The sequence below is a fragment of the Rhodococcus coprophilus NBRC 100603 genome (assembly GCF_001895045.1).
GTDB classification, from domain to species: Bacteria; Actinomycetota; Actinomycetes; order Mycobacteriales; family Mycobacteriaceae; genus Rhodococcus; species Rhodococcus coprophilus.
In genome coordinates, this window is the sequence record NZ_BDAM01000008.1 from 176,921 (window position 1) to 201,034 (window position 24,114).

A 24,114-nucleotide genomic window follows, 5' to 3' on the forward strand; every position below is an offset into this window, starting at 1 on the left:
CGCACGCGCTGTGCGCCGGCGGTGACGGTGCGACGAATCCCACGACGCCGGGGCAAGTACGCTGCTCCAGGGCCACGCGCCAGCGTGACCCCATTCCGTCGAGTGGAGGGACGTCGTTCGTGGCACAGCAAGAGGGAGCCAAGAAACGGGAGGTCTGGTCCGGCCGATCGGTGTTCATCATGGCTGCCATCGGCTCCGCAGTGGGGTTGGGCAACATCTGGCGCTTTCCGTACATCGCGTACGAGAACGGCGGCGGCGCGTTCCTGATCCCGTATCTGGTCGCCCTGCTCACCGCCGGCCTCCCACTGCTGTTCGTCGACTACGCGATCGGACACAAGTTCCGGGGATCGCCGCCGTTGGCATTCCGTCGGCTCGCCCGCCGCGCCGAGTTCCTCGGATGGTGGCAGGTGCTGGTCTGCTTCGTCATCGGTGTGTATTACGCGGTCATCATCGCGTGGGCCGCGCGTTACACGTTCTTCTCCCTCAGCGAAGCCTGGGGTGACGACGCGGAGGGGTTCTTCCTCGAATCCTTCCTGCAGGTCGACGGCGATTCCTCGTTCGGAATGAGTTTCGTGCCCGGCGTCGCGTGGCCGCTGCTTGCTGTCTGGATCCTCACGCTGGGTGTTCTCGCCCTCGGTGTGCAGCGCGGTATCGGTAATGCGAACAGGTTCTTCGTCCCCCTGCTCGTGATCCTCTTCGGCGCACTGGTCGTGCGTGCGCTGACGCTCGAGGGAGCCACCGTCGGACTCGACGCCTTCTTCACACCCAACTGGTCCGCACTGACCGACACGAGCGTGTGGATCGCGGCGTACGCGCAGATCTTCTTCTCGCTCTCCGTCGCGTTCGGCATCATGATCACGTACTCGTCGTATCTCAAGCGCAAGACCAACCTCACCGGTTCGGGCCTGGTCGTCGGCTTCTCGAATTCGAGTTTCGAGGTCCTGGCCGGCATCGGCGTGTTCTCCGCGCTGGGCTTCATGGCTCAGGCGCAAGGCGTGGCGGTCGACGAGGTGGTCGCCGGTGGAATCGGACTGGCCTTCATCGCGTTCCCGACCATCGTCTCCGAGATGCCCGGCGGCCCGATCTTCGGTGTGCTGTTCTTCGGGTCCCTGGTCTTCGCGGGATTCACGTCCTTGATCAGCATCATCCAGGTGGCCGTCTCCGCGTTCGAGGACAAGACCGGTCTCGGCCGGGTGCCCGCGGTCCTGACCATCGGCGGTGTGTCGGCGATCGTGTCGCTGCTGCTGTTCCCGACCACCACCGGACTCAACACGCTCGACGTGGTGGACCGCTTCGCCAACCAGTTCGGCATAGTCGGTGTCGCCTTCGTGGCGCTCATCGTGGTCGCGTGGATGTTGCGGCGCCTGCCCGACCTGCGGGACCACCTCAATTCGGTGTCGTCCTTCAAGGTCGGCAAGGGGTGGCTGTTGTTCACCGGGGGCGTGACACCGATCGTTCTGGGATACATGCTGTTCAGCGAGATCCGCGACCGGCTCGCCGAGGGTTACGGCGGCCTGCCCGACGATCTGGTCGTCGTGTTCGGGTGGGGCGTCCAGGCCGCGGTGATCGTGGCGGCTGTCGCACTGTCGTTCGTCCCGTGGCGCAAGAGCATCGACCTGAGTTACGACCTCTCGGACGACCTACCCGCCACCACCGGTACCAGCGGCACGACCGACCCCGATCCCGTCACCGTCCCCTCCGGAGGTACGAAGTGAGCACATCCGCCATTGCCCTGATGGTTCTCGCACTGGTGACGCTGTGGGGCGGCCTCGCACGGAGCATCGTGCATCTGCGTAACCACCCCGACGAATCGGAGTGATCGGCCGGTAGCCCGGCGAACCTCGAAATTCCGCGCACAGGGGCGGCGCTTCCGACGGAAGCGCCGCCCCTGCCGCATTTCAGGTCGCACCGCGTTTCGGGTCGTCACCGCGTTCGAATCGTCGGGCTGCACGCAAGATCGCAGGAACGTCTGCCGACGCATCGCGCAGTCACTCAGCTCGCGCGCTGCAACCGTTCCAGGCGGTCGAACACCAAGGTCACAGCCGTATCGGTGTGTGCGAGCACCTCCCGCGTGCCCTGCCGGCCCGCGGCCCAGCTCACGAGGGCCGACATCCACACGTCGGCGATGATGTGCACGGCATTGAGGACTTCCTCGGTGACGGTGTCTATGCCGGCTGCCCGGGCGAACAACTCCGTCAGGACGTTCCCGAGGTGGTCGAGTTCGGGCGCGGACGAGGCATCGGCGAACATGGTCGCCCGCACCAGAGCGTCGTACAGACGGGGCTTGTCCTCGAGATGCTCGACCGATGCGCGGAACACCACCATGAGGCGGTCGTGGGGCGTTTCACCGGGAAGTTCGACGTCGGCAAACCGCCGGCGGGCGGCTTCGAACTCGAGCACGAGTGCAACCACCAGCAGGTGATTCTTCGACGGGAAGTAGCGGTACACGGTGCCGAGAGCCACTCCCGACCGATCGGCGACAGCACGCATCTGCACGGCCTCGTACCCGCCTTCGGTGGCGAGTTCTTTCGCCGTCCCGATGATGCGCATGTAGCGGGCTCGCTGGGCGGGCCGCAGATCTGCACCCGGCGTGGAAACAACCCGCTCCGTCGCGCGCGCAACCTCTGGGGTCCGCTCCTCCGCCATTACGTCACCTTCCGTTCTTCCTTGTCGAGGATAGTTCAGGCGCGGTCGCCCCCTTCCCACGCGCCTGACCACCCCATCTAGACAGGTGTCCGGAAACCCTTCCCTCGAGAGGTAGAACGCGTTACATTTTCTTCGTCATCCGACGAGAGGGGCCGCAGTGCGCCACGGAATCACCCTGTTCACCAGCGACCGGGGAATCCGACCCCAAGTTGCCGCGTCGACCGCGGAGAGCCGCGGGTTCGACAGTTTCTACGTTCCCGAACACACCCACATCCCCATCCGGCGCGAATCCGCCCATCCCGGGACGGGCGACGAAACGCTGCCCGACGACCGGTACATGCGCACCCTCGACCCCTGGGTCTCGCTGGGGCTCGCCGCTGCCGTGACCTCGACCATCAGTCTGGGCACATCCGTCGCGCTGCCCCTGGAGCACGACCCGATCACGCTGGCGAAGACCATCGCCACCCTCGATCACCTCTCCGGTGGACGGGTGGTCCTCGGGGCCGGATTCGGCTGGAACGCAGAAGAACTCGCAGACCACGGCGTGCCCCCGGGCAAACGCCGCACCGCCCTGCGGGAATACCTCGAGGCGATGCAGGCACTGTGGAACCAGGAGGAAGCCTCCTACGAGGGCACCTTCGTCTCCTTCGGACCGAGTTGGGCGTGGCCCAAACCGGTCCAGCAGCCCCGGCCACCGGTGCTCATCGGTGCGGGCGCGACCGAGCGGAACTTCGCTTGGATCGTCCGCTCGGCCGACGGCTGGATCACCACACCCACCGAACACGACCCCGTCGACAACGTGCACCGGCTCCACAAGATGTGGGCGGACGCAGGTCGCGCCGGAACCCCGAAGGTCGTCGCGCTGGCAGGACGACCCGACACCGAGCAGCTGAGCCGGTGGAGCGACGCGGGTGTGGACGAGGTCATCTTCGGCCTCCCCGACCGCACGGAGGACGAAGTCGTCGCCTACATCGACCGGCTCGCCGGCAAACTCGACCACTGATCGACGCACCAGAACGGGACCGACATTGAACACCGATTTGCATCCCCTCCAGGCCGACCGGATCACCACCTGGCACCACGAGGCCGACGTGGTGATCGCCGGATACGGCATCGCCGGCGTCTCCGCGGCCGTCGAAGCCGCTCGCGCCGGTGCGGAAGTGCTGGTCCTCGAACGCACCGGCGGCTGGGGCGGAGCCGCCTCCTTGTCCGGGGGCATCGTCTACCTCGGCGGCGGGACAGGCCTGCAGAAAGCGCTCGGGTTCGAGGACACCCCCGAGAACATGAAGGCGTTCATGCTAGCCGCGCTCGGACCCGGTGCCGACGAGGCGAAGATCAGCGAGTACTGCGAGGGCAGCGTCGAGCACTACGACTGGCTCGTCGCCAACGGCGTCGTCTTCAAGGAGAGCTTCTGGGGTGAGCCAGGCTGGGAGATCCCCGGTGACGACGGCCTGATGTATTCGGGCGGCGAGAACGCGGCACCCTTCAACGAGATCGCGACCCCCGCTCCGCGCGGCCATGTTCCCCAGATGGCGGACAAGCGCACCGGCGAGAAGGGCGGCGGGTTCATGCTCATGCAACCGCTGTCGCAGGTAGCCGAAAACCTCGGTGTCCGAGCCGAGTACGACGTCCGGGTGCAGCGCCTCATCGTCGACGGGGACGGCCGCGTCGTCGGTATCGCCGCCAAGCAGTACGGCAACGAGGTGTACGTCCGGGCACGTCGGGGTGTCGTCCTCGCAACCGGCAGCTTCGCGTACAACAAGGAGATGGTCTCGGCCTACGCGCCGCAACTCGACGGACGGCCGGGTGCTGCGATCGAGGAACACGACGGACGCGCGATCCGGATGGCCCAGGCACTCGGCGCGGACCTCGCCCACATGGACGCCACCGAGGTCGCGTTCTTCGGCGATCCGCAGTTGATGGCGCGCGGCATCCTCGTCAACGGCCGGGGAAACCGGTACGTGCCGGAAGACACCTACCCCGGCCGGATCGGTCAGCTGACCCTGCTCAAGAACGACAATCAGGCCTTCCTGGTCATCGACGAGGAGGCCTACGAACAGGGTTGTGCCGCTACCAGTTCGACGCCGTTCTTCCGTTTCCGCCCGAAATGGGTCGCGGAGACCGTCGAGGAACTCGAATCCGACATGGGGTTGCCGGCGGGCACGTTGCAGGCCACCGTCGAGGTCTACAACCGGCATGCGGCGGCGGGAACCGACCCGGTGCTCGGGAAGAAGAGCGAGTGGTGCGTGCCGATCGGGTCGCCGATCGCCGCGCTCGATCTGCGCAACTGCACCGCGGGCTTCACACTCGGCGGGCTGCGCACGACCGTCGACTCCGAGGTTCTGCACGTCTCCGGCGAACCGATCCCGGGACTGTTCGCGGCGGGTCGCTGCACGTCCGGGGTCTGCGCGTGGGGATATGCGAGCGGCACCTCGCTGGGCGACGGGAGCTTCTTCGGCCGTCGGGCAGGTATCGCCGCGGCCAAGGGCTGACGACCCAGGGCTGACGACCCAGGACCGCCCTGGTTCAGAACACCACGCCGGCGTCGCGGCGGACGATCTCGTCCGCCGCGTACTCGGCGAGCGCGGCGATCGTCATCGACGGATTGCAGGCCCCGGTCGAGCCCGGGATCTTCGCCCCGTCCACCACGTACAGTCCCCGCTGCCCGAGCACACGCCCCGCCTCGTCGCATACCGATCCCATCGGCGCTCCCCCGAGCGGATGGAACGTATTGACGTCGACAGAATTGATGTCGACCACGAGTGCGGCAGGGCCGGCGACCCTCCGGATGCGTGTTTCGATGGCCTGGGTCAGCGCACGATCGTATTTCTGATCCCAGTGCAGCACAGCATCGTCGACGGCGCTGTCGTAACGCCACCGGCCGAGGCCGGGCACGACCCCCAGCCCGATGACCGACGTGGTGCCGATGTCGGCCGGCCACGGCACCGGGCCGGTCACGATCATCAACGCACCAGCCGGGTCGGAATAGTCCTTCATCCCGACGCATGCCGGACCGCCCTGGAACTCCCCCGGACTCGACAGCGGCGTGGTCACCGAGAACACCCGGTCGCCGTTGTTGCCCCATCCCGTTCCCACCTCGTCCGGCAGGTCGGGCACGAGGCTCTTCCCCTGGGCCTTCATCAGCAACCGCGTCGTGCCTGCCGATCCCGCCCCGAGGAACAGTGCCTCCGAGAGGAGCCTCTTGCGTTCGAGAACCTTTCCGTCGGTGTGGATCCGGTCGACGTGGGTGACCCACGAACCGTCCGATGCCCGTTCGATATCGGTGACGCGATGCAACGGAGCGACATTCACGTTTCCGGTGTTCTCTGCTGCCGCCAGGTAGGTCACGTCCACCGAGAACTTCCCACCGTTGTTGACGCCGTAGATCACGTCGCCGGTGGTGTACGACGGTTTCAGTTCGCCGGTGAGTTCACGCCGGGCGAAGTCCCAGTCGATCGACATGGGCACGCGGAAGGTCTCGAATCCCTCGCGCGCGGCCCGGTCGAGGAACTCCCGAGACGACCGGTAGCGCACGTGGCCGAGCAGATCGTCGGGGATCTCGGCCACGCGCAGCATCCGGGCGACACGCGGGAAGTATTCGCGGTCGAGAAGGTCGTAGTCGATGCCGGCCGACACCGATTCCGCGAACCGTTCCGCGTCCGGTTGCAGCGTCATCCCGTGATACATCAGCGAACTGCCACCCACGCCGGCACCGCAGAGAATGTCGATCCCGTTGCCGCGCACCCGTTCCATCAGGCCGGTGTACGGCTCCGACGGAATCGGGGGCGCGCCGGTCATCACCGGCATCGGCGACAGCCACGACGCACGCCGGTCGGGTGCGAACATGCGGGGGAAGGTCTCCGCGTTCGGCCCGGTGGGCCAGCGAATCCCCCGCTCGAGCACGATGGTCTGCACACCGGCACGCCCCAGGTGCATCGCGGTGATGGCGCCGCCGAAACCGCTCCCGATCACCACCGCCCGGTGACGTTCTTCGGTCACCTCGGCTCTGGCACGCGGCACCGCCACCACCGTGAATGCGAGTGCTGCGGCGGCAGCGGTGCCCAGAAAAGTACGACGCGACAGAGCGGTATCCACATGATCTCCTGAACGAAAGGTTTCGATCGTGAAGAGCGGGAAAGCCTGGCAGAGCGCAAAATTCAGATGACAGTGAGCGGTAACGGAATCCCACGGTCGGCGAAGACGAAATCGGTACCCGAACTGAAACGCGTGACGGCCACTTCGCCACACTCCTTCGCCGGCGTGTCCTCGCGCACGACACCCACGACGAGAGCGTCCGGTGTCTCGGACTCCACACGCACGGAGAAATGTGCGTCGACCCCGCGCACGAGTGCGTCGAGGGCGCCCAGGTGGTCGGAGTCGACGAGCGTCGGCCATGCGCCGTCGACGTGGGCGCCGCCACGCCTGCGGATCTCCAGCGTCAGACCGTCGGAATCGTGACGGATGCTGCGGTCGACGTACTGGTACGGCGAGATCACCGGGTGGACGTCGAGGACGGCCGCGAGTCCCTCGAACGAACGCGGTGCTCCGAGCGCCCGCATGATGCGCTCCGAGGCGATACCGGCAATCCCGGTGAGTTGTTTCCTGGTGAGTTCGAGCGCCGACGCCTCGTCGGTGCGCTTGCGTACGCCCATCAGGAATCCGAGGGTCAGCATGTGCTGTTGCAGGCAGACTTCCTCGGCGATCCGGACCAGCGCGGACTTAGAGAAGTCCGCGAAACGCAGGTCTGCGAGCAGCGGGCCGGAATAGTCGTGCGCTCCTTCACCTTCACCGTCGATCTCGCTCAGCACTGTGTCCACGGCTGCGGTGCGCCCCAGGGCTTCGGTGTGAGGTTCCGTCCGCGGAGGCACATGTGACGGGTCGATGGTGACGGTCCACGCGCAGTGCGGATGCCTGTCCTCCGGCACCCGAGGCGGCCGGTGGATCGGCCGGACCTGCGCGTGCGGATTGGTGGCCAGTGCTGTCGCGTCGAACGTCGGATCCTCGATGTCGTGACACATGGCCTTGACGTACGCGTCGCCGAGCGGTTCGACGTCCATGAGTGCGCCACAGTGGTCGAGGTGGAACTCGCCGTGGTCGCGGTCGTCGACGCGGTACCGGAAGTCCATGAACTGAGGCGGTGCACCGATGTCGAGTTGCAGCCCCTTGAAGATCGTGACGACGTCGTCACCCTCGTACTTCAATGCGCGTTGCATCCGCCGGGTGTACCAGGGCGAGGAAGCCTGCCACTCCTCGATCGCGACCTGAGCCATCCCCTCGCGGCCGAAGGCAGAGATGAGATGGGCCATTCCCGAACGGTCGATGAGTTGTCCGCAGAGCAGCAACTCGGGCACCAGCGCTGCAAGGTCGGCGCGGGAGAGCGCAGCGAACGATCCGCCCGTACGCGCGGCGGTCACCACAGCGGAACCGGCGACTGTCCGACTCGGTACCAGCCGGGCAGCGGTGTCTTGGACGTGGATCGCTCGATCCGCTTGTTCATCCCGTCCGACAGTTTGTTGTCGGTGATCATCTGCATGAAGAGGTGGGAGACGTTTCCGAAGTCGAAGAAGTCACGCTGCCAGGACCACTGGAAGTTCCCGCCGTACCGGAACCAGCTGCCACCGATGCCCTGCACGATGTAGGGCTCGCCGTTCTCGCGGGTCTCGTCGGCGGTCTGCTTCCAGAAACCGATGACGTCGCCGGAACGGTCGTCGACGACGAACTGCTGGTACGGATACTGCCACCCCTCGAGGCCTTCCATCTCCTGCCCCAGTGCCAGGTCGCGGATCTCGTCCCGGCCGACCGCCATGAACTCCTGCTTGGGCCCGTAGTTCCATCCGTATGTGGCGTCCTCGGTGTACATCTCCGCCAGCGGCTTCCAGTTTCCCTCCGCCTCGGCACGCTTGTTGGCGTCGGTCCAGCGGGCGATCATCTCGTCGAGCTCGGCGCGGTCGAACGTTGCCATAGGGGCGTCTCCTGGTCTCAGTCTTCGACGATGCGAAGGGCTTGGGTCGGGCAGTACTTCACGGCGGCCTGGGTGTCGCTGCGCAACTCCTCCGGCACCGGGTCCAGCAGAATCTCTACTTCGCCGTGCTTTGCCACGGCGAACACATCCGGGGCCTCCATCGCGCACATGGCGTGGCCCTGGCACAGATCGAGATCGGCTTCGACTCTCACGGTCGGCCACCTCCGTCCCGGTTGCGGCGCCGGTACCGCACCGCGCACGGCTGCGCGAGCTGCACCACCATCTTCGAGTGATCGTTGCGGTAGGTATCGGACGGCTGCGCCAACTCGAACTCGTAGTCGCGCAGCAGGATCGAGAAGATCGCCTTGAGCTGCATGAGAGCGAAGGCGGCGCCGACGCACCGGTGCCGGCCGGCACCGAACGGAATCCACGTCCAGCGGTTGACGATGTCTTCCTGGTTGGGATCGATGTAGCGACCCGGGTCGAATGCGTCGGGATCGGGGAAGTCCTCGGGGATGCGGTTGGACACCGCGGGTGTGGCGCCGACGAGGTCTCCCCGGCGGATCCGGTATCCGGCGACCTCGAAGTCGTCGCGCGCGACACGCAGCAGCAGGATCAGCGGCGGATGCAGCCGCAACGTCTCCTTGAGAACCGCTTCGAGCACCGGGATCTGGCGGAGCGCATGGAAACTCACATCCGCACCGTCGGCGTACAGCGTGTCGAGTTCGTCCGTCACCTCGTGCAGGTATCCGGGGTGGCGCAGCAGTTCGATCAGCGCCCACGCGGCGGTGCCCGACGTGGTGTGGTGCCCGGCGAACATCATCGAGATGAAGATTCCGGTGATCTCGTCTGCGCTGAACCGTTCGGTTCCGTCCTCGTTCTTGATCGACACGAGGACATCGAGCATGTCGCGGTCCTCTTTGCCCTTCGGCGGATTCGCGATGCGCCCGGTCATGATGTCCTGTACGAGCGAGACGAGACCACGCCGCGCTTCGTCACGCCGACGGAAGCTCTCGATCGGCGCATACGGATCGACGAAAGCCAAAGCGTCGGTGCCTTTTTCGAGATCGTGGTAGAGCCGCGCGAAGCGGTCGTCGAGCTGGTCCCGGAACTTCTTGCCGATCAGGCACGCCGACGAGGTGTAGATCGTCAGCTCGGCGAAGAACTCGAGCAGGTCGATCTCGCCCTCGTCGCCCCAGTGCGCGATCATGTCCTGCACTTCCCGGTCGATCGTCGCGGCGTGGCCTTTCATCTGTTCGCCGCGAAGCGCGGAGTTGTGCAGCATCTCCTTGCGCCGCTCGGGGCTCGCATCGAACACGACACCTTCCCCGAACACCGGTGTCATGAACGGATATGCGGCCTGCTGGTCGAGTTCCTCGTCCGCGGCCCGGAAGAAGAACTCGTTCGCCTCGGCGCCCGAGAGCAGCACGACATTCTTGTCGGCGAGTTGGAAGACGCCCACGTTTCCGCATTCGTCCCGGACGCGTCGCATGAGTGCGATCGGGTCGGTGCGCAACTCTTCGAGGTGGCCGTGTTCTTGCTCGCCACCGGACACCCGCCTGGGTTCGGCGATCGTGGTCATCAGGAATCCTTCTTCAGTGGGGCCTCGGGTTGTACCTCGATGAGCACGATGTGGGCGCCCCGCGGAGCCGAGACGACCGCCACGGCAGCATCCGCGATGTCCGACGGCCGGAGGAAGTAGGGGTGGCGCGCGAGTCCCCACTTCTCCCAGTCCGCGAGTAGCGGTTCGAGGATTTCCACGGGCGCGCTCATCCCCGCCGCGGTCTGGGTGGGGCCCGGACGCACCACCGACGCACGCACTCCGGTGCCCTCGAGTTCCATGCGCATCTCCCGCGCCAGGGCTTCCAGACCGGTCTTGGCCGCGACGTAGGCGCCCATCCAGGGGCGTGCCACGTCGGCGCAGTCGGAACCGATCACGACGAAATCGCCGCGGCGTCGTTCGATCATTCCGGGAAGCACCCGGTGGGCCAGTCGCTGGGTGCCCATGAGATGCACGCTGACCTGGAACGCGAACCGGTCGGGGTCCATTTCGTGAGCGAGAGAGAAGTCCATGTCGCCGGCGCCCGAGACGACGATCTCGGTGGGGCCGAGCGCGTCCTCCGCGGCAGTGACGAACCGATCGACCGAGTCGGTCGACGACACGTCGAGATGATGAGCGAACGCTTCACCGCCCTCGCCGCGGATCTTCTCTGCGACGGCCTCGCACTCGTCGACGCGTCGAGCACCGAGAGCGACGGGGTGCCCGAGTTCGGCGAGCGCGTAGGCGGTGGCGGTGCCGATGCCGGACGACGCGCCGGTCACGATCGCCGGGCGCCGGCCGGGGTGGGGTTCGAATCTAGGCATGTCGATCGGTGACCTTCATGGGCAGGGCCGCGAAGCCTCGGACGTTGGTGGAGTGCACGCGTTCGCAGCGGTCGACGTCGACGTCGTAGTCGGTGACGCGCCGGGCGAACTGTTCGAGCGCGATGGTCGCCTCGAGACGCGCGAGGTGGGCGCCGAGGCAGAAGTGCACCCCGCCGCCGAAACTCGCGATCTTCTGGGAACTGTTGCGGCCGATGCGGAAGGTGTCGGCATCGTCGAACACTTCCGAGTCGCGGTTGGCGGACCCGATGAGCAGAAGCACCTTGTCGCCGGCGGGGATGGTGGAGCCGTGCAGTTCGATGTCCTCCGCCGCAGTGCGGGCGACGAGCTGGCTCGACGTGTCGTACCGCAGTGTCTCCTCGACCCATTCCGGCGTGCGCGAGGGATCGGACAATACTTGCCGCACTTCCGATTTGTTCTCGGCTCCCCAGAACATCGCGTTGCCGAGCAGCTTCGTGGTCGTTTCGTTCCCGGCCACCACCATGAGGAACATGAATCCGATGATCTCGTCGTCCGACAATCGGTCGCCGTCGATCTCCGCCCCGAGCAGAGCCGAGGTGAGATCGGCTGTTTCCTTCGCACGGCGCTCGGTGATCATCCGGGCGAAGTAGCCGACGAGATTCAACGAGGCGTCCATCGCGGCGACCGGCACGTCGAGCACGCCCTCCTCGCGGTGCACGACGAGGTCGGCGAGCCTGCGGATCTCGGCGCGGTCGGATTTGGGAACGCCCATCAGTTCGGAGATCACGTCCATGGGCAGCTTGCCGGCAACGTCCGAAATCCAATCGAACTCGCCTGCCGCCAAAGCCGGTTCGAGGTATTCGAGGGTGATTTCCAGAATGCGTCCCTCGAGATCGGCGACGCGGCGCGGAGTGAAACCTTTGGATACCAACTGGCGCATGCGCATGTGCCGCGGGTCGTCCATCGCGAGGAAGGACATGACCTTGTGCGCGTTCGGCCCGTACGCGGAGGGATCGAGCGAGACTCCGTTGGCGCTCGAGAGCCGCGTGCTGTCACGAAACGCGGCCACCACGTCGGCATGACGCGACAGTGCCCAGAACTCCAGTTCGGGGTTGTAGTACAGCGGCGCTTCCTCGCGCAGCCGGCGGTAGGTGGGATACGGGTCCTCGTGGAAGGAGTAGTCGTACGGGTTGAACGTCGGCGGGTCGAGCGATGAGGACTCCCGGGAGGCCTGAATCATGCTTCACTCCAGTAAAAGTCGGGCTGAGACTTCCAACCTGTCGGCGAGCTTTTCGTATGTCCCGTATCCCATGCCGGCGCGCACGAGGGCACCGGCGTAGAGAAGTTCGAGTGCTTCGAGTTCGTCGGGGTCCGCGCCCGGTCCGAGCGCGGCGGAGAGCCGCTCTCGAATGTCGAGCCCGATACGTGCGCGCAGATGCTCGACGTCCGGATCCTGACCGAGCAGGGCACTCGTGACGGCCGCCGCGAGTTCCGGTTCGTCGGCCATGAGCAGCGCGATCCCCCGGAGTACTGCCGCCACCCGATCCACACGGTCCGATTCGGCCGGACCGGCTGTGGACTCGACCGCGGGCTCGGTGGCGAGCCGCCGCCAGAACACCTCCGCAACGAGATGTTCCTTCGACGAGAAGTACGTGTACGCCGTTGCCGGCGCGACGCCCGCGCGCGAGGCAACCATCCGGACGGTCAGTCCTGCAAACCCCTCTTCGCGCAGCACCTCGACCGCGGCCTGTGTGAGCCGCTGGACGGTATCCGCCTGCCTCTCGGTCAGGCGCCGGCGAGTCGATTCGAGGTTCACATTTCTGGACACGTGTCTGGACATTACTACGGCAATACCCGTCCGGCAATGCCGACGACAGGCATTGCGCACCGAATTCGTCACCCGCGCGGGTAGATCCGGACGGGCATCGCCTTGATCCCGTTGATGAAGTTCGACCTCAACCGGCGCGCGGGCCCGGCAGATTCGACGCGGTCGAGACGCGACGCCAGAGTCTCGAACATCACGCGCAGTTCGAGACGCGCAAGATGCGCCCCGACGCAGAAATGGACCCCGCTCCCCCCGAAGGCGACGTGCGGGTTGTGTTCACGCCCGATATCGAAGACCTGTGCGTTCTCGAAGACCTCCTCGTCCCGATTCGCGCTGGGGTAGTACACGACGACCTTGTCGCCGCGCTCGACGGCCTGACCCCCGACCGACGCCGGACAGGTCGGGGTGCGGCGGAACCCCAGCACGGGGCTCACCCAGCGCAAGACCTCCTCCACCGCGCTGTCGATCAGTTCCGGCCGCTCCTGCAGTCGCCGCCACTGCTCGGGATGATCCATGAATGCCTGCATGCCGCCGGAGATCGCGTTGCGGGTCGTCTCGTTGCCCGCGATCACGAGCAACACGAAGAACATGTCGAACTCGACCTCCGACAAGGTGTCGCCGTTCTCGTCGGGACGAACCAGTTTCGAGATGATGTCGTCGCGTGGTTCGACACGTCTTCTGGCCGCAATCTCGTTGGCGTACAAGAACACCTCCGCTGCTGCCAGCTCCCCGTCCTCCTGGGAACTCCCGTACTCCGGGTCGTCCCAGCCGATCATCCGGTTCGACCAGTCGTACAGCTTGCCGACGTCCTCCGCCGGCGCGCCGAGCAGTTCGGCGATCACCTCGAGAGGCAGGGGCGCTGCCACCAGAGGAACGAAATCGACGACCATGCCGTCGCGGCCGGCCTCGATCACCTCGTCGACGATCCGGTTGCAGACCTCCCGGATGTGCGCTTCGAGGGTCTTGACCATCCGGGGCGTGAACCCGCGACTCACCAGCTGCCGCAGCCTGGTGTGGTCCGGCGGATCGAGATTGATGAGCATCGTCGCCTGCTTGAGGCGTGTCTCCTCGTCGAAATCATCGATCTGGGTCGTACCCAGCGCCGACGAGAAAGTCACACTGTCGCGGGAGACGGCCACGACGTCGGCATGCTTGGTGACCGCCCAGAAACCGGCGCCACCGTCCTCCAGCTGCCGAGGCACCGGACATTCGCGGCGCATCTGGGAGAAGTACGCGTGTGGAACTCCCTCGAGATAGAGGTCGGGGTTCTTGAGATCGATACGGGAGGTGGTCATGCCGTCACCCTCGTCGTGAATATCCGAATGTGTGTGACCTTCAAACTACAGGCCTTCGTTTGATGCGGAAGACCCTTAGAATAACTTCATGGCACGTGACAATTCCCGGCCCGTCCGGCGACGCACCCTCACGCGTGAGAAGGTGATCGGCGCTGCGCTCGGGATCGTCGAGGATGCCGGCTGGGAACAACTCACCATGAGCACCCTGTCGGGCAGTCTGGGGATCGCCGCAGCCTCCCTCTACAACCACGTCCGCAACCTCGACGACGTCCGCTCAGCGATCCAGGTCCGCGCCATGACCGATCTCGGCCTCCACCTCCGCGAGGTGGCGATGGGCCGCAGCGGGATCGACGGCCTGCGCGCCCTGATCGACGCCCACCGGGCCTGGGCGGTAGAGCACCCCCGCCTCTACCGGGCACTCACCGCGGCACCGGTGGACCGCGATGCGCTCGTCGGCGCGGCACTCGATGCCAACGTCGCCCTGCGGACGATGCTGTCGTCGTGCGGAGTGCCCGAGGACGAGTCGCTCGAGGTCGCCATCAGCATGTTCGCGGCGCTGCACGGGTTCGCGACGCTCGAAGGCAGCGGATTTCTCGGCAGCGAACCGGATCTCGACCAGATCTACGAGACCGTGGTGCGCGGGGTCCTCGCGAGCGTTCCCCTCGGAGATGCGCGCACGGGTCGAAACGAGCCGGTATAACTGGATTCAACCGTCGTCAGATGGAGGACCTCATGCCTGCCATCCGCTCCCTCGGGGATCTGGTCTCGCCGCTCGGCGGCACGATCAATGCGGCGAACGTGATCATGCAGTTGGCTCTCCCGAGCGTCGGACAGGGCGTGCTCGACAGCACCGTGGATTCCGGTCGCGCCGACCTGCATCCCCTCAAACGCGCCCGCACCACCGGCGCATACCTTGCCGTCGCGGCATACGGTAACGACGACGACCGCGCCTACGTCCGAGAATCCGTGCGGCGCATCCACGCTCACGTGGTGTCCCCGCCGGGCGCCGCTGTGGGTTACAGCGCCAACTCCCCCGCACTCCAGCTGTGGGTCGCCGTGTGTCTACTGAAGTACTTCGTCGACCAGCACGAATTGCTGCACGGACCGCTGCGCGAGGACGAGTTCCGGCGCGTGCTGCACGACGGCGCGACACTCGGCACCACACTGAACGTGCGCCCGGAGTCCTGGCCCACCACACGCGCGGAGTACGACGATCTCTGGCGGGCCGGAGTCGGCAGCATCTCCATGAACGACGACGTCCGCACCTACCTCACCCACCTCGCCGAACTCAGCTTCCTCGAAATCCGGCTGGGCCGCCTCGGCCGCCTGATCCACCGCGTGTTCGGACGATCGTTCGAGTTGATCACGCGCGGAGCCCTCCCCCCGGAATTCCGGGAGCTCATGCACTACGAGTGGACCGCCACCGACCAGCGCAGATTCGACCGTTACCTGGGCAACCTCCGCCGGGTGCATCGCGTCACCCCGGGACTGTGGGGCCTGCCGTGGAGGGTGTATCTGCTGGACATGCGACTGCGGCGGCGCCTCGGACTGCGCGTCTTCTGAAGTTCCCCCGCGGGTTATCGCACCGGAGCGCCCCGGACGAATTCGGAGATCTCCTCGGGTGTCCACGGCGGCGCCTCATCGTGATCGCGCCACGCGAGCAGAGCCGGCGTCTGCTTGCCGAACCGGCCGACGAAACACCCCGAACCCGCGAAGATTCCGCCGGTGTCCGGCGACAGCGCACTCGCGAGGTAGACGTAGAGAGGCGCGACGTACTCGGGTGGAGCAGGATTTCGCGAGGCCTCGTATGAGACGTCGTCGAGCAGACCGCGGTCGTGCAGGCGCGTGAGCTGCCGCTCGTAGTCGCCACCTGTCGACAAGCGCGTGCGCGCTCCCGGACACACGACGTTGGCGCGCACACCGTGTTCGCGCAGCTCTGCGGCAATCGCCATGGTCAAGCTGTTCACGGCACCCTTGCCGGCTGGGTATCCCGTCCCGCCGTAATCGCCCAGAAAAGCGAACGAGCCCGTGTTGACGATCGCACCACCGCCCTGCCCGACGAAGTACGGGGCGAGGACCCGGCAGGTGCGGAAGGTGCCCGTCAAATGGGCGTCGATCAGGTCGTGCCACTGCCGATCGTCGATATCGAGAATGGACGATCCGGCCGGCTCCGCCGTACCGGCGCAGTTGACGAGCGCTGCCACCGAACCGAATTGCGCGAGTGCCGTCTCGAGCAGCCGCTCCGCTACTCCCGGGGCCGCGGATGATCCCGCGACACCGACCGCCCGTACGCCTTCCGCGACCATCTCGGCGACCGTCGCGTCCACCGCGGCGGGATCGCGGCCGTTGACCACCACACCCGCTCCCCTCGCGGCGAACTCCCGCGCGACCGCCCGGCCGATGCCCCGGCTCGACCCGGTCACGATCACGCCCCTACCGGACAGCCCGGTCGAATCCGGCTCCCCCATAACGTTCCCCGTTCCGGCCATTGCGTCGTACATCTGCCCGAACTATAGTCCAGACACCTGTCCAGAACCGAGGGAACGTCTGATGACACTTCGCCCCACCGACAGCTCCACCCTTCTGATCGACGGCAAGCTCGTACCCGGCAGCGGCGGCACCTTCGAGGTGTTCGACCCGAGCACCGAAGAACTGCTCGGGCATGCGGCCGACGCCACCGCCGACGACATGGACACCGCGATCGCGGCCGCGCGTCGCGCGTTCGACGACACCGACTGGTCGCGCGATCACGCGTTCCGCGCCCGATGCCTGCGCCAGTTGCGCGACGCCCTGCGCGGCCACATCGAGGAACTGCGCGAGATCACCGTCGCCGAGGTCGGGGCTCCCCTGTTCCTCACGTCCGCGGCGCATCTCGAAGGGCCGATCGACGACCTGCTCTACTTCGCCGACCTCGCCGAGAGCTACTCGTGGAAACAGGATCTCGGCAATGCCGAGCCGATGGGCATCCCCACGCATCGCTACCTGCTGAAAGAAGCCACCGGTGTGGTCGGCGCGATCACGCCGTGGAACTTCCCGCACCAGATCAACTTCGCGAAGATCGGGCCGGCGCTCGCGGCAGGCAATACCGTTGTGCTCAAACCCGCCCCCGATACCCCGTGGTGTGCGGCGCTCGTCGGAAAGGTCCTCGCCGAGGAGACCGATTTTCCGCCGGGTGTCCTCAATATTGTGACGTCGAGCGATCATCGCCTCGGTGCGCAGCTCGCCGAAGACCCGCGGGTCGACCTGATCTCGTTCACCGGATCCACCGCGACCGGCCGCTCCGTGATGCGGGCCGCCGCCGAAACCCTCAAGAAGGTCTTCCTCGAACTCGGCGGCAAATCGGCATTCCTCGTGCTCGACGACGCAGACCTGCGCAGCGCATGCTCCATGGCAGCGTTCACCGTGTCCACCCACGCGGGCCAGGGCTGCGCCATCACGACCCGCCTCGTCGTTCCCCGCGACAAGTACGACGAGGCGGTGGCTGCCACCGCGAAGACGATGCGCAATCTGCGACCGGGCGATCCCCGCGATCCCGGCACCGTCTGCGGACCCTTGATCTCCGAGCGCCAGCGCGCGCGGGTCGAGAGTTACCTCAGGCTCGCCGTCGACGAGGGCGGCACCATCGTGGTGGGTGGTGGGCGACCGGCCGAACATGCGCGCGGATACTTCGTCGAACCCACACTGATCTCCGGTCTGGACAACACATCCCGGACCGCACAGGAAGAGATCTTCGGTCCCGTGCTCGTCGTGATTCCGCACGACGGTGACGACGACGCGGTGCGCATCGCCAACGATTCCCCCTACGGCCTGTCCGGTGCGGTGTACGGCACCGATCCCGAACGCATCGCTCGCGTCGTCTCGGGGGTGCGCACCGGCACCCTCGGCGTCAACGGTGGCATCTGGTACGCGGCGGATGCACCGTTCGGCGGATACAAGCAGTCCGGAATCGGCCGGGAGATGGGCGTCGCCGGTTTCGAGGAATACCTGGAAACCAAGCTGGTCGCGGAGCCCGCGAGCTGATCGCCGCACCCACAGAATCGAAAGGACCGACAGCATGGCCAGATTCACAGACCGTACGGCGATCGTCACCGGCGCAGCGCAGGGCATCGGGGAGGCCTACGCCCGCGCGCTCGCGTCCGAAGGCGCGAACGTTGTGGTCGCCGATCTGAACACCGAACTCGGTGTGCAGGTCGCCAAGCAGATCGTCACCGACGGCGGCAGCGCGACCTTCGTCCCCGTCGACGTATCCGACCCGGTGTCCACGGAGGCCCTGGCCGCGGCGACCGTCGAAAAATACGGCCGCATCGACCACGTGGTCAACAATGCCGCGATCTACGGCGGCATGAAACTCGATCTGCTCCTCACCGTCCCGTGGGACTACTACAAGAAATTCATGAGCGTCAACCTCGACGGCGCCCTCAACGTCACCCGTGCGGTATGGCCGCACATGTCGGCCGAGGGCGGGTCGATCGTCAACCAATCATCAACGGCCGCATGGGTATATTCCGGTTTCTACGGCCTCGCGAAAGTCGGGATCAACGGTCTGACCCAGCAGCTCGCCGTGGAACTCGGCGGGTCGAACATCCGGATCAACGCGATCGCACCCGGCCCCACCGATACCGAGGCCACCCGCAGCACCACGCCGCCCAAGATGGTCGCCGACATGATCAAGCGTCTGCCCCTCAAACGAATGGGTACCCCGGACGACCTGGTCGGCATGTGCCTGTTCCTGCTGTCGGACGAGGCGAGCTGGGTGACCGGGCAGATCTTCAACGTGGACGGCGGGCAGGTGATCCGGTCGTGAGCGACCCCGGGGGCCTCCGGATCGGGTACATCGGGCTCGGCAACATGGGCGCGCCGATGGCACAACGCCTGCTCGGCCGGCCCGGTGGACTCACCGTGCTCGACACCCGTCCCGAAGCCGTCGCCCCGTTCGTCGAGGCCGGCGCCACTGCCGCTACCGACACGGCAGAACTCGCCGCCGCCTGCGACCTGATCTGCGTGACCGTGCTCGACGACGCCCAGGTACGCGACGTCGTCGCAGGTACGGGCGGTCTCCTCTCCACCGCGCGCCCCGGAACGGTGATCGCGGTGCACTCCACGATCTCCGACACCACCGCCACCGAACTCGCGGCCCAGTGCGCCGAGGCCGGCGTCGACCTCGTCGATGCGCCCGTCAGCGGTGGTGCTCCCGGCGCCCGCAACGGCACCCTCGCAGTCATGGTCGGTGCGACGGACGAGGCGTTCGCGAAGGTCGCCGAGCCGTTCGGGCACTTCGCGGAGATCGTGATCCACGCCGGTCCGGTGGGTTCCGGTACCCGTATGAAGCTGGCCCGCAATCTTCTGCACTTCATCTCGTTCACCGCGGCGACCGAGGCACAACGGCTCGCGGAGGCGGCCGGGATCGACATCACCGAACTCGGCAAAGTCGTCCGCCACACCGATGCCATCACCGGCGGTGCGGGGGCGATCATGTGGCGCGACAACACATCCCAGCTCGGCGCCGCGGATTCGTGGTTCCCCATCTTCTCCCACGTGCGGGACCTCGGAGAGAAGGACCTGTCGCTCGCACTCGACCTCGGCGAGCGGCTCGGCGTCGAACTACCGCTCGCCACACGAGCATTGGCCGGACTCGGCGTCGGACTCGGCGTCGGTACCGGCAGCACCGCACAAGCCCACGCCAGCGAGGAGCACGCATGACCGACGAGACCCGCCGCCGCGGACTGGACATGATGACCGCGGTCTACGGCTGGGAAATGCAGGACGGGCCCGGCGACCACTTCGCGGTGACGGCAGATCATCTGTTCGCCGACATCTGGTCGCGTCCCGGGCTGAGCATCCGGGATCGGCGGCTCCTTCTGCTGGGCGCCCTCACGGCACAGGGGCTCACCGACGTCGCGGAGATCCAGATCGGTGCGGCTCTGCACAACGAGGAACTGGACGAAGAGCAGTTGAGAGAGATCTCGCTCTTCCTGTGCCACTACGTGGGGTGGCCACTGGGCACCAAACTGGATGCGACGATCGGGAGCGTGCTGCACAAGCGGCGGCGCGCATCCGACCGCTCGTGAGCATTGCCGGACGGGCCGGTTCGGCGCCCGAGTTCCCCGAACTCGGGTTCTATGGCCTGGCCGGGCACTCTCCCGAGCCGCGGGATCTGCTCGACGAGGTCCGCAGTGCCGAACGACTCGGCCTCGGAGCGGTATTCCTGTCCGAGCGCTTCGACACGAAGGACGCCGCGGCGCTCGCCGGAGCTGCAGCGGCGGTAAGCGAAACGATCGGAATAGGCACCGCTGCAACGAATCCGCACACCCGTCACCCGCTCGTCACTGCGACGATGGCGACCACCCTGCACCGGTTGAGCGGCGGCCGGTACGCGTTCGGCCTCGGGCGTGGGTTCGATGCCCTCTTCGACCTCATGGGCCTGCCGCGCGTCACGTCGGCGAGGCTCGAGGACTCGGCCGGGATCCTCCGCGCCCTGTGGAACGGTGATGCGGTCGCGGGACACGACGGCCCGGCCGGGTCGTTCCCTTATCTGCGCCGCATCTCCGACGGATCCGATCGCATCCCGATCCTCGCGGTGGCCCTCGGCGACAGGACGCTCGAACTCGCCGGTCGGATCGCCGACGGCGTCGTCCTGCACACCTTCTTCGCGGATGCCACCGTCGCCCGCGCCGTGAAGATCGTCCGCGACGCGGCGGACGCGGCCGGAAGAGACCCCGCGTCCGTACGGATCTGGTCGGTGATCGCCACGGTCGAGGACTCGATAGCCGAAGACCGGCAACTGCGCATGCTGGCCGGGCGTCTCGCCACGTACCTCCAGGGTTACGGCGACGTGCTGATCCGGGCCAACGACTGGGATCCCGCCGTCCTTCGCCGGTTCCGCGACGACCCCGTCGTGCGCGAGCACCATGGTGCGTTCGATGCGTCCGGCAACCCCGACGTTCTGCGGCACATACGCACCCTGCTGCCCGACGAGTGGCTCGCCGCGTCCGCCACCGGTTCGGCCCGGACCTGCGCGACACGCATCGCGGATCAGTTCGACGCGGGTGCGGACAGCGTGATTCTGCACGGCGCAACACCCACGGAACTCGCACCCGTCGTGGGAGCATGGCGCGAGATACGCAAACCCGACAGCGTCTCACGGCTGCCCGCGAATCCCGGATGGAGCGCTCGATGACCTCCCCTCTCCCCGAACCGGCGCTGATGCTCGACGTCGAAGACCTGACGCCGACTCGACTGGGAGAGGTCCTCGGAGGAACCGTGCGTTCGGTACGGACGGAGGAGATCGGGACCGGTCAGATCGGTCGGTGTCTGCGCCTCGAACTGACCGGCGACGAGATACCGGCTTCGATCGTCGCGAAACTTCCGGCGGCCGACGCGGCAACGCGAGCGATGCTCGCCGGTGCCTACCGGGGGGAAGTCCGGTTCTACACCGACATCGCGGACACCGTGTCGGTCCGGGTGCCCGTCTGCTACTACGCCGCCCTCGGCGACCACGGTGATTTCACGCTGCTCCTCGAAGATCTCGCGCCCGCGCAGCAGGGCGACCAGGTCGCCGGTTGCACGCCGGCGCAGGCACACGACGCGGTACGCAACCTCGCGGGTCTGCACGGGCCGCGCTGGTGCGACCCCGCCCTCCTCGGCCTGTCCTGGGTCGGCCGCACCGACGAGGCGGAAGCCCGGATGCTGGGCGAGTTGTACGGCCCGGCGGTCGAGACGTTCCTGGACGGTCTCGGTGACCTCGTGGTGGACGGCGATCGGGACACACTGCGGGCGTGCGTCGAGGTCACCGAACGGTGGATCAGTGCACGACCGGAGCGGTTCGCGTTGGTACACGGCGACTACCGGCTCGACAATCTTCTGTTCCCGTCGGACCCGGACACCGGCGTCACCGCGGTGGACTGGCAGACGCTGACGGTCGGGCTTCCCGCCCGCGACCTCGCGTACTTCGTCGGCACCTCGCTGGCACCCACGGTACGGCGCGAACACGAGTGCGACCTCGTCGCGACGTACCACCGGGCGCTGCTCGGTCACGGCGTCGAGAAGTACAGCCTGACCGATTGCTGGGACGACTACCGATTCTCGATGCTCCAGGGTCCCCTGGTTGCCGTCTTCGGATGCGCGTACGGCACGCGCACGGAGCGCGGCGACCGGATGTTCGCCACGATGGTGGCGAGAGCATGTGCCGCGATCCGCGACCTCGACAGTCTCACCCTGGCAGCCCGCACCGCCGGGTGAGAGGGCATCTCGGTAAGGTGGCGCACCTGACACCGCAGTTCGCGATCGAACGGAGAGCCCGGATGACCCGCACCACCCTTCCCCGCGAGGTAGTCGAACTGGCCGAGGCCACCCAGGGTTTCATGCCCGAAGACGAAGGAACCGCGTTGCACGACGCGGCCCTGCGGTACCTCGGCGAGGGAGTCGGTGTCGAGATCGGCACGTACTGCGGCCGCTCGACGATCTACCTCGGTGCCGCTGCCCGCGCGACCGGCGGCACCATCGTGACGATCGATCACCACCGCGGTTCCGAGGAGCACCAGCCGGGCTGGGAATACCACGATCCCGCGCTCGTCGACTCCCACACCGGGCGCATCGACACCGCCGGCAAATTGCGGCACACGCTCGCCGACGCCGACCTCGAATCGCACGTCGTGACGGTGATCGGCAATTCGCCTCAGGTGGCGGCATTCTGGCGCACGCCGGTGTCCTTCGTGTTCATCGACGGCGGCCACAGCAGCGAAGCCGCTCAGTCCGACTATGCGGGATGGTCACCGTGGGTGGAGGTCGGGGGTGCCCTGATCATCCACGACGTCTTTCCCGACCCGAAGGACGGCGGCCGGCCTCCGTACGAAATCTATTGTCGCGCACTGGAGAGCGGTGACTTCACCGAGAAGTCGGCGACGGGCACCCTCCGCGTGCTCGAACGCACCGGAGGAACCGTCGGAACCCTGCCCGGTCGTCGCTAGCGGGCAGGCACGGCGCGTCAGACCAGGACGGGGCAGTCCTCGGTGCACGGATCGCTACCCGCGTATCGGGTGGGCGTCCCCGCATCGCGGAACACCCCGTTCCCTCCCGTCGTGCGCGAGAGGGCATCGGCCGCCAGGATCACCGCCGCACTGGTCCACGAGCTGACTTCGACAGGCCAGCGCTTGCCGTCGGTGTAGACCAGGCCGGTCCAGTAGGAGCCGTCGGGATCGCGGAGATGCTGCATGTCCGCGAACAGTTCACGGGCACGCGCGCTGTCTCCGAGGCAATCGAGTGCGAGGACAAGTTCGCAGGTCTCGGCGCCGGTCACCCAGGGACGGTGATCGACGCAGCGTATGCCCAGCCCGTCGACGACGAAGTCCGTCCAGCGATCCCGGATCCGTTCGTGCGCCTCGGGTCCGCGGAGGGCGCCGCCCAGGATCGGGTAGTACCAGTCCATCGAGAACTCCGGCTTGGGGGTGAACACCTCGATGTGCCGTCGTAACGTGTGGCCCAACCGGAACAACGCCACTTCCCATTCGGGCTGCGGATCACCGACGAGATCGGCGAGACGCATTCCGCAGTACAAGCTTTGGTGAATACTCGAGCATCCCGTGAGCAACGCCTCGTCGAACATGCCGCCCGCGCCGCGTGCCCACGAGATCGAACCGTCGGCCAGTTGCATGTCGAGTACGAGATCGAGCGCACGCCGTACCGTCGGCCACATGCCTTCGAGGAAGCTCCGGTCACCGGTGACCAGGTGGTGGTGCCACACCCCCACCGCGATGTATGCGGTGAAGTTGCTGTCGATGTCGCCGCTTTCGGGCACTCCCCCGTCGAATCGCACCGGCCACGAGCCGTCCTGACGCTGCGTTCGGCGCAACCAATGGAAGGCGGCATCCGCTTCGTCCCGAAGCCCGGTCACGGTCAATGCCATTGCGGATTCGACGTGGTCCCACGGATCGGTGTGACCTCCCGGAAACCACGGGATCGCGCCGGACCGCTCCTGCATCGCCGCGATGGCATGTCCGGTCGCGAGGCACTGCTCCTCCGACAGAACTCCCTCGACAGAGGGCATC

25 protein-coding genes are annotated in these 24,114 nt (G+C 66.8%); 13 read left to right on the forward strand and 12 right to left on the reverse strand.

Annotated elements, in window-relative coordinates; all coding sequences use genetic code 11:
• Positions 1-119 precede the first annotated feature (119 nt).
• Together RDCOP1_RS14800 and RDCOP1_RS14805 are read left to right on the forward strand one after the other, a co-directional pair.
• A complete protein-coding gene (locus RDCOP1_RS14800) occupies positions 120-1,715 on the forward strand; it encodes a sodium-dependent transporter (RefSeq protein WP_072701834.1) in 1,596 nt (531 codons plus the stop codon).
• On the forward strand, positions 1,712-1,819 hold the full coding sequence (locus tag RDCOP1_RS14805) for a methionine/alanine import family NSS transporter small subunit (protein WP_072701836.1): 108 nt from the start codon (positions 1,712-1,714) through the stop codon (positions 1,817-1,819). The genes RDCOP1_RS14800 and RDCOP1_RS14805 overlap by 4 nt, the downstream gene beginning before the upstream one ends.
• A gap of 173 nt (positions 1,820-1,992) precedes the next feature.
• Here the strand turns inward: RDCOP1_RS14805 and RDCOP1_RS14810 are convergent, their stop codons facing one another.
• A complete protein-coding gene (locus RDCOP1_RS14810; protein ID WP_072701838.1) occupies positions 1,993-2,646 on the reverse strand; it encodes a TetR family transcriptional regulator in 654 nt (217 codons plus the stop codon).
• Between the two features lie 157 nt (positions 2,647-2,803).
• On the opposite strand from RDCOP1_RS14810, the gene RDCOP1_RS14815 reads away from it, so the two are divergent.
• Positions 2,804-3,649: an LLM class F420-dependent oxidoreductase gene (locus tag RDCOP1_RS14815; protein WP_072701840.1), complete on the forward strand. Its 846-nt coding sequence runs from the start codon at positions 2,804-2,806 to the stop codon at positions 3,647-3,649.
• Between the two features lie 25 nt (positions 3,650-3,674).
• Positions 3,675-5,138: an FAD-dependent oxidoreductase gene (locus tag RDCOP1_RS14820; protein WP_072701842.1), complete on the forward strand. Its 1,464-nt coding sequence runs from the start codon at positions 3,675-3,677 to the stop codon at positions 5,136-5,138.
• A gap of 34 nt (positions 5,139-5,172) precedes the next feature.
• Here RDCOP1_RS14820 and RDCOP1_RS14825 read toward each other — a convergent pair whose 3' ends face one another.
• From RDCOP1_RS14825 to RDCOP1_RS14865, 9 genes are all read right to left on the reverse strand, one after another.
• Positions 5,173-6,741, reverse strand: coding sequence for a GMC oxidoreductase (locus RDCOP1_RS14825; protein ID WP_072701844.1), 1,569 nt, complete (start codon positions 6,739-6,741; stop codon positions 5,173-5,175).
• Positions 6,742-6,803: 62 nt separating this feature from the next.
• Positions 6,804-8,063 (reverse strand): hypothetical protein, encoded by a 1,260-nt coding sequence (locus RDCOP1_RS14830; RefSeq protein WP_072701846.1) that lies wholly within the window; start codon positions 8,061-8,063, stop codon positions 6,804-6,806.
• Positions 8,057-8,608 (reverse strand): Cif family virulence factor, encoded by a 552-nt coding sequence (locus tag RDCOP1_RS14835; protein WP_072701848.1) that lies wholly within the window; start codon positions 8,606-8,608, stop codon positions 8,057-8,059. The genes RDCOP1_RS14830 and RDCOP1_RS14835 overlap by 7 nt, the downstream gene beginning before the upstream one ends.
• Before the next feature lie 17 nt (positions 8,609-8,625).
• A complete protein-coding gene (locus RDCOP1_RS14840) occupies positions 8,626-8,820 on the reverse strand; it encodes a ferredoxin (protein WP_072701850.1) in 195 nt (64 codons plus the stop codon).
• Entirely contained in the window at positions 8,817-10,190 is a 1,374-nt protein-coding gene (gene cyp51, locus RDCOP1_RS14845; protein WP_072701852.1) for a lanosterol 14-alpha demethylase, read from the reverse strand. Before cyp51 ends, RDCOP1_RS14840 begins: the two co-directional genes overlap by 4 nt.
• Positions 10,190-10,972: an SDR family oxidoreductase gene (locus RDCOP1_RS14850; RefSeq protein ID WP_072701854.1), complete on the reverse strand. Its 783-nt coding sequence runs from the start codon at positions 10,970-10,972 to the stop codon at positions 10,190-10,192. Before RDCOP1_RS14850 ends, cyp51 begins: the two co-directional genes overlap by 1 nt.
• The gene (locus tag RDCOP1_RS14855; RefSeq protein WP_072701856.1) at positions 10,965-12,191 is read right to left on the reverse strand and encodes a cytochrome P450; all 1,227 of its coding nucleotides are present in this window, start codon (positions 12,189-12,191) and stop codon (positions 10,965-10,967) included. The genes RDCOP1_RS14850 and RDCOP1_RS14855 overlap by 8 nt, the downstream gene beginning before the upstream one ends.
• Before the next feature lie 3 nt (positions 12,192-12,194).
• On the reverse strand, positions 12,195-12,767 hold the full coding sequence (locus RDCOP1_RS14860) for a TetR/AcrR family transcriptional regulator (protein ID WP_072701858.1): 573 nt from the start codon (positions 12,765-12,767) through the stop codon (positions 12,195-12,197).
• Positions 12,768-12,847: 80 nt separating this feature from the next.
• Complete coding sequence (locus RDCOP1_RS14865; RefSeq protein ID WP_072701860.1) at positions 12,848-14,071, reverse strand: cytochrome P450; 1,224 nt, start codon at positions 14,069-14,071, stop codon at positions 12,848-12,850.
• 88 nt (positions 14,072-14,159) lie between these two features.
• On the opposite strand from RDCOP1_RS14865, the gene RDCOP1_RS14870 reads away from it, so the two are divergent.
• The gene (locus tag RDCOP1_RS14870; RefSeq protein WP_072701862.1) at positions 14,160-14,771 is read left to right on the forward strand and encodes a TetR/AcrR family transcriptional regulator; all 612 of its coding nucleotides are present in this window, start codon (positions 14,160-14,162) and stop codon (positions 14,769-14,771) included.
• Between the two features lie 32 nt (positions 14,772-14,803).
• On the forward strand, positions 14,804-15,634 hold the full coding sequence (locus tag RDCOP1_RS14875) for an oxygenase MpaB family protein (RefSeq protein WP_072702045.1): 831 nt from the start codon (positions 14,804-14,806) through the stop codon (positions 15,632-15,634).
• A 14-nt stretch (positions 15,635-15,648) separates the two neighbouring features.
• Here RDCOP1_RS14875 and RDCOP1_RS14880 read toward each other — a convergent pair whose 3' ends face one another.
• Complete coding sequence (locus RDCOP1_RS14880; RefSeq protein ID WP_072701864.1) at positions 15,649-16,539, reverse strand: SDR family NAD(P)-dependent oxidoreductase; 891 nt, start codon at positions 16,537-16,539, stop codon at positions 15,649-15,651.
• Positions 16,540-16,621: 82 nt separating this feature from the next.
• Here RDCOP1_RS14880 and RDCOP1_RS14885 point away from each other — a divergent pair, with 82 nt between their 5' ends.
• The 7 genes from RDCOP1_RS14885 to RDCOP1_RS14915 all read left to right on the forward strand — a co-directional run bounded on the left by RDCOP1_RS14885 (position 16,622) and on the right by RDCOP1_RS14915 (position 23,037).
• Positions 16,622-18,091 carry an aldehyde dehydrogenase gene (locus RDCOP1_RS14885; protein ID WP_072701866.1) on the forward strand — a complete coding sequence of 490 codons (1,470 nt, stop codon included), beginning with the start codon at positions 16,622-16,624 and terminating at the stop codon, positions 18,089-18,091.
• A gap of 34 nt (positions 18,092-18,125) precedes the next feature.
• A complete protein-coding gene (locus RDCOP1_RS14890; protein ID WP_072701868.1) occupies positions 18,126-18,875 on the forward strand; it encodes an SDR family oxidoreductase in 750 nt (249 codons plus the stop codon).
• Entirely contained in the window at positions 18,872-19,771 is a 900-nt protein-coding gene (locus RDCOP1_RS14895) for an NAD(P)-dependent oxidoreductase (RefSeq protein ID WP_072701870.1), read from the forward strand. The genes RDCOP1_RS14890 and RDCOP1_RS14895 overlap by 4 nt, the downstream gene beginning before the upstream one ends.
• Positions 19,768-20,139, forward strand: a complete 372-nt coding sequence (locus tag RDCOP1_RS14900) for a carboxymuconolactone decarboxylase family protein (protein ID WP_072701872.1) — start codon at positions 19,768-19,770, stop codon at positions 20,137-20,139. The genes RDCOP1_RS14895 and RDCOP1_RS14900 overlap by 4 nt, the downstream gene beginning before the upstream one ends.
• Positions 20,136-21,248 carry a TIGR03857 family LLM class F420-dependent oxidoreductase gene (locus tag RDCOP1_RS14905; RefSeq protein WP_072701874.1) on the forward strand — a complete coding sequence of 371 codons (1,113 nt, stop codon included), beginning with the start codon at positions 20,136-20,138 and terminating at the stop codon, positions 21,246-21,248. The genes RDCOP1_RS14900 and RDCOP1_RS14905 overlap by 4 nt, the downstream gene beginning before the upstream one ends.
• The gene (locus RDCOP1_RS14910; RefSeq protein WP_072702048.1) at positions 21,245-22,309 is read left to right on the forward strand and encodes a phosphotransferase; all 1,065 of its coding nucleotides are present in this window, start codon (positions 21,245-21,247) and stop codon (positions 22,307-22,309) included. The genes RDCOP1_RS14905 and RDCOP1_RS14910 overlap by 4 nt, the downstream gene beginning before the upstream one ends.
• Positions 22,310-22,371: 62 nt before the next feature.
• The gene (locus RDCOP1_RS14915; RefSeq protein ID WP_072702050.1) at positions 22,372-23,037 is read left to right on the forward strand and encodes a class I SAM-dependent methyltransferase; all 666 of its coding nucleotides are present in this window, start codon (positions 22,372-22,374) and stop codon (positions 23,035-23,037) included.
• 17 nt (positions 23,038-23,054) lie between these two features.
• Here the strand turns inward: RDCOP1_RS14915 and RDCOP1_RS14920 are convergent, their stop codons facing one another.
• Complete coding sequence (locus RDCOP1_RS14920; RefSeq protein WP_072702052.1) at positions 23,055-24,113, reverse strand: glucosidase family protein; 1,059 nt, start codon at positions 24,111-24,113, stop codon at positions 23,055-23,057.
• Position 24,114 lies beyond the last annotated feature (1 nt).

Bases quoted from the DNA above. Each gene is read 5' to 3' on its own strand.
- RDCOP1_RS14865 (WP_072701860.1), bottom strand. From the start codon at position 14,071: ATGACCACCTCCCGTATCGATCTCAAGAACCCCGACCTCTATCTCGAG.
- RDCOP1_RS14910 (WP_072702048.1), top strand. From the start codon at position 21,245: ATGACCTCCCCTCTCCCCGAACCGGCGCTGATGCTCGACGTCGAAGAC.
- RDCOP1_RS14915 (WP_072702050.1), top strand. From the start codon at position 22,372: ATGACCCGCACCACCCTTCCCCGCGAGGTAGTCGAACTGGCCGAGGCC.
- RDCOP1_RS14850 (WP_072701854.1), bottom strand. From the start codon at position 10,972: ATGCCTAGATTCGAACCCCACCCCGGCCGGCGCCCGGCGATCGTGACC.
- RDCOP1_RS14870 (WP_072701862.1), top strand. From the start codon at position 14,160: ATGGCACGTGACAATTCCCGGCCCGTCCGGCGACGCACCCTCACGCGT.
- RDCOP1_RS14810 (WP_072701838.1), bottom strand. From the start codon at position 2,646: ATGGCGGAGGAGCGGACCCCAGAGGTTGCGCGCGCGACGGAGCGGGTT.
- RDCOP1_RS14855 (WP_072701856.1), bottom strand. From the start codon at position 12,191: ATGATTCAGGCCTCCCGGGAGTCCTCATCGCTCGACCCGCCGACGTTC.
- RDCOP1_RS14880 (WP_072701864.1), bottom strand. From the start codon at position 16,539: ATGGGGGAGCCGGATTCGACCGGGCTGTCCGGTAGGGGCGTGATCGTG.
- RDCOP1_RS14875 (WP_072702045.1), top strand. From the start codon at position 14,804: ATGCCTGCCATCCGCTCCCTCGGGGATCTGGTCTCGCCGCTCGGCGGC.
- RDCOP1_RS14885 (WP_072701866.1), top strand. From the start codon at position 16,622: ATGACACTTCGCCCCACCGACAGCTCCACCCTTCTGATCGACGGCAAG.
- RDCOP1_RS14890 (WP_072701868.1), top strand. From the start codon at position 18,126: ATGGCCAGATTCACAGACCGTACGGCGATCGTCACCGGCGCAGCGCAG.
- RDCOP1_RS14900 (WP_072701872.1), top strand. From the start codon at position 19,768: ATGACCGACGAGACCCGCCGCCGCGGACTGGACATGATGACCGCGGTC.
- RDCOP1_RS14835 (WP_072701848.1), bottom strand. From the start codon at position 8,608: ATGGCAACGTTCGACCGCGCCGAGCTCGACGAGATGATCGCCCGCTGG.
- RDCOP1_RS14920 (WP_072702052.1), bottom strand. From the start codon at position 24,113: ATGCCCTCTGTCGAGGGAGTTCTGTCGGAGGAGCAGTGCCTCGCGACC.
- cyp51 (WP_072701852.1), bottom strand. From the start codon at position 10,190: ATGACCACGATCGCCGAACCCAGGCGGGTGTCCGGTGGCGAGCAAGAA.